Origin of the sequence: Paenibacillus forsythiae T98 (genome assembly GCF_000520735.1) — a bacterium.
In the GTDB taxonomy this organism is placed as follows: Bacteria; Bacillota; Bacilli; order Paenibacillales; family Paenibacillaceae; genus Paenibacillus_AQ; species Paenibacillus_AQ forsythiae.
The window spans coordinates 1-3,952 of sequence record NZ_ASSC01000139.1 but is presented as its reverse complement, the minus strand read 5'-3'; the positions used below and the strand labels follow the sequence as shown (position 1 = coordinate 3,952).

At 55.1% G+C, this 3,952-nt stretch carries 4 protein-coding genes and 1 pseudogene; all 5 read left to right on the top strand.

Annotation, left to right across the window (positions count from 1 at the left end; translation table 11 throughout):
- Positions 1 to 419 (top strand): TerC family protein (locus L692_RS0105205; RefSeq protein ID WP_025697822.1); only part of this gene is annotated, 419 nt, incomplete at its 5' end.
- 200 nt (positions 420 to 619) lie between these two features.
- Positions 620 to 1,126 (top strand): hypothetical protein, encoded by a 507-nt coding sequence (locus tag L692_RS0105200; protein WP_025697820.1) that lies wholly within the window; start codon positions 620 to 622, stop codon positions 1,124 to 1,126.
- A 185-nt stretch (positions 1,127 to 1,311) separates the two neighbouring features.
- Entirely contained in the window at positions 1,312 to 3,153 is a 1,842-nt protein-coding gene (gene typA / locus L692_RS0105195; RefSeq protein ID WP_025697818.1) for a translational GTPase TypA, read from the top strand.
- Between the two features lie 191 nt (positions 3,154 to 3,344).
- Positions 3,345 to 3,644: a YlaH-like family protein gene (locus L692_RS0105190; RefSeq protein WP_025697816.1), complete on the top strand. Its 300-nt coding sequence runs from the start codon at positions 3,345 to 3,347 to the stop codon at positions 3,642 to 3,644.
- 85 nt (positions 3,645 to 3,729) lie between these two features.
- Positions 3,730 to 3,952 (top strand): annotated as a pseudogene (locus L692_RS27785) (hypothetical protein); the annotation flags it as partial.

The window sequence follows — 3,952 nt, the reverse complement described above, 5'->3', positions numbered from 1 at the left end:
TCAAGCTGCTGCTGGAGGAGGAGGATCATGTCCGGGTGAACGGGGGCCAGACCGTATGGAAGGCGATCCGGACCATTTTGGCCGCCGATTTCATTATGAGCCTGGACAACGTGCTTGCCATTGCCGGGCTGGCGGACGGCGATTTGGCTCTCATTGTCATCGGAATCGCGCTCAGCATTCCGGTTGTTGTCTGGGGCAGCGGCATTATCTCCGGATGGCTGCACCGCTTCCCAGTGCTTATCTACTTTGGCGCCTATATCCTGGCCTACACCGCCGGGGAAATGCTGCTTAAGGACGCCAAGCTGGGCGCGATGCTGTCTTTCCTGCTGCCTGCGCTGCATTCGCTCTTGCCGGTTGCGCTGGGCGTCGCTGTTGTGGCAGCGGGCGGCATCAAGCGGCATACCCCCAAGGCGGGGTAGAGGGCCGGTAAATCATAGTCAAAGCCTTTGCAGTCCCGGTTTCCAGGGAAAAGGCCCCGTCCCCGGGGTCTTTTCTTTGGGTTTTCGGCGCGAATGATGGCGTTTTTTGCGTTATTCGGATAAAATAAAGGAGAATCCTGAAGCGTCGGGCAAGCCGATGCGGAGCGGAAGAGACGCGAGTGGAAGGGATGGGTGGTATGATGTCCTCCAAGAACGATATAAAGCTGGGCTTGTTCGTCGTATGCGCCGGGCTCGTTATTTTGCTGGGCAAGCTGGGAGTATTCGGCTTTTTGGGACGGGCGCTGTGGCCGCTTCTTCTGCTGCTGCCGGGATTGTTCCTGCATGTTCTCGTCTTTGGCCGGCGGCTTGCGCCTGCCGCGCTTATACCTGCCGGTATTCTCACCGTATACGGTCTGCTGTTCGGCCTGTGCAACACATGGGGCTGGGGGCTGATGGCTTATCTGTGGCCTGTGCTGCCGCTGGGCGTGGCGGTCGGACTGTACGAGTATTCGCTGTTTGTATCTCCGCGGAGCAGCGGATTAACCGTGGGCGCGGTTGTTCTCGGCATTCTCAGTTTGGCGCTGATGTTCTTGAGCATCCTGGGCTCGGGAATTATGTATATCATCGGAGCGGTTCTCGTTCTCGCGGGAATTTGGCTGATCGCGGGACGAAGCGGCGGACGGAATAAATGGAACCGGGGCTGGTAAGCCGTCTTTTCTTGGGAATTGTTTTTTCATGAAAATACTTGCTTTTCACAGTGCTTTCACGCTACAATTAAAAATAATGTTGAAGCGTCGGGTTTTGCGTCCGGCGCTTCTTTTATGAAGCCTTCGTTCCTGCTGCAAATCTCAATTGATTTTATTTGATAAATGAAAGGATTTGGATACAAATCATGCATTCAAGAGAACAAATTCGCAACATTGCGATTATCGCCCACGTTGACCATGGCAAGACGACGCTCGTCGACCAATTGCTGCAGCAGTCGGGTATTTTCCGCGAGCACGAGACGGTGCAGGAGCGCGCCATGGATTCCAACGATCTGGAACGGGAACGCGGCATTACGATTCTGGCAAAGAACACGGCCATTACCTATAAAGATTTCCTGATCAACATTGTGGATACGCCCGGACACGCCGATTTCGGCGGTGAAGTAGAACGGATTATGAAGATGGTTGACGGCGTACTGCTCGTTGTCGACGCGTATGAGGGCTGCATGCCGCAGACGAAATTCGTGCTGCGCAAGGCGCTCGAACAGAACCTCACCCCGATTGTGGTTGTCAACAAGATCGACCGCCCGGCGGCCCGTCCGGCGGAAGTGATCGACGAAGTACTGGATTTGTTCATTGAGCTGGAAGCGAGCGACGATCAGCTCGAATTCCCGGTCGTATACGCCTCCGCGCTGAACGGAACGTCCAGCCTTGATCCGGAAAAACAGGACGACAATATGCTTGCCCTGTATGAAACGATCACCCAGCATATCCCGTCTCCAACGGAGAGCATGGATGAACCGCTGCAGTTCCTTGTGACTCTCATGGACTACAATGAATACCTGGGCCGCATCGCCATCGGCCGCGTCAACAGAGGCATTATCCGCCAAGGCCAGGCGGTTACAGTGATTCAGCGTGACGGCAAGCACAAGTCGGCGCGCATTGAGAAGCTGTTCGGCTTCCAGGGGCTGAAGCGGATAGAGGCCGAGGAAGCAGGCGCGGGCGACATCGTGGCGCTTGCCGGGATCAAGGACATCAACATTGGCGAGACGATTGCAGATCCCGCGAATCCCGAGGCGCTGCCTGTCCTGAAGATCGACGAGCCGACCATGCAGATGACCTTCCTGGTCAACAATTCTCCGTTTGCCGGCAAGGAAGGCAAGTGGGTAACCTCCCGCAAGCTGCGCGAGCGTCTGTTTAAAGAGCTTGAGACGGACGTTTCCCTGCGTGTGGACGAGACTGACAGCCCTGACGCATTTATCGTTTCCGGCCGCGGCGAGCTGCATCTCGGCATTCTGATCGAGAACATGCGCCGCGAAGGATACGAGCTGCAGGTTTCCAAGCCTGAGGTTATCGTCAAGGAAATTGACGGCGCCAAGATGGAGCCGCTTGAGCGCCTGCTTATCGACGTGCCGGAGGACAGCATGGGCGCCGTTATGGAGAGCCTGGGCACCCGCAAGGCCGAAATGGTCAACATGGTGAATAACGGAACCGGCCAGGTCCGTCTGGAATTCCTCATTCCGGCGCGCGGCCTGATCGGCTACAACACCCACTTCCTGACGCTGACGCGCGGCTACGGCGTCATGAACCATGCGTTTGACAGCTACGCTCCGCTGATCGGCGGCCAGGTGGGCGGACGCCATCAGGGCGTACTCGTCTCGACCGAGACCGGAACCTCCACCTTCTATGGCATGATGGGCGTGGAAGACCGCGGCACCCTGTTCCTCGAGCCGGGCACCGATATTTACGAAGGCATGATCGTGGGCGAGCATACGCGCGACAACGATATCGTCGTGAATATCTGTAAGGAAAAAGCATTGACCAACGTCCGTTCCGCGACGAAGGACGACACTGTCAAGCTAAAGACTCCGCTCCTCTTCTCGCTGGAGCAAGCGCTGGAATACCTGAATGATGACGAATATTGCGAGATCACACCGAAATCCGTTCGTCTGCGCAAGAAAATTCTGAACAAGAGTGAGCGCGAGCGTGCGGAGAAGCACCGCAAAATGGCCCAAGCCAACATGTAATGCAATCAAAGGGAACACTTTTGATAGAAGAATCAGCCGCCGGAACCCGATTCCGGCGGCTGATTTCTTCTTCCGGCATAAAGCTGAATACATGCGAGACTGGCGGGGAACCGGAATGTTTTCCGGCGGCGGGGCCTCTTCGGGTGATATAATGGATGCAGGTATCCATAACCCGGAAGGAGTGACCAGCCTTGCAAATTTGGTTTGCCGAGCACCCCTTGATTGCCTATGTTACTATCTTTATTCTGCTTTCTTACGTATACAACCGGGTATTTCGGGTGAATCAGAAGCTTTCCTTGCTGAAGGAAGTTACGCTCTATGCGCTGATGGCTCTCGGTTCGGGCATCCTGCTTGTTTTTCAGCATGATAAGCTGCCGATCATTCAGTGCCTGCTCGTCGCCGTCGGTCTGATGCTGCTCGTTCGGGTTCGTTATTTTGTCGAGGCAAGGCAGAAGCGCAAGGCGGCGGCCGAATCGGCCAAGAGACCGTAGAACGCAACCTTTAGGCTGTAATAACGTCTATTGTTATAGTAACATGTTACTTATTCCCAAATGAAGAAGAGGACTTTATATTATTATGAGTACACGTAATGGCAGTTTGCCTCCAAGATCGAGAGGACAGGGGAGCGGCGGCAGAAGACCTGCAAGGCCGTCTTCCAACAATAAGACCCGCAACAAGAACAAGAGCAAGAAGCCGGGCTTTATGGCCAGACTGGGAAGAATGCTGCTGATTCTTGTATTGCTGTCGGCGCTCGTCGTAGTCGGCTACTTCTTGTATTTGTACTATAAGCTGGACAGCG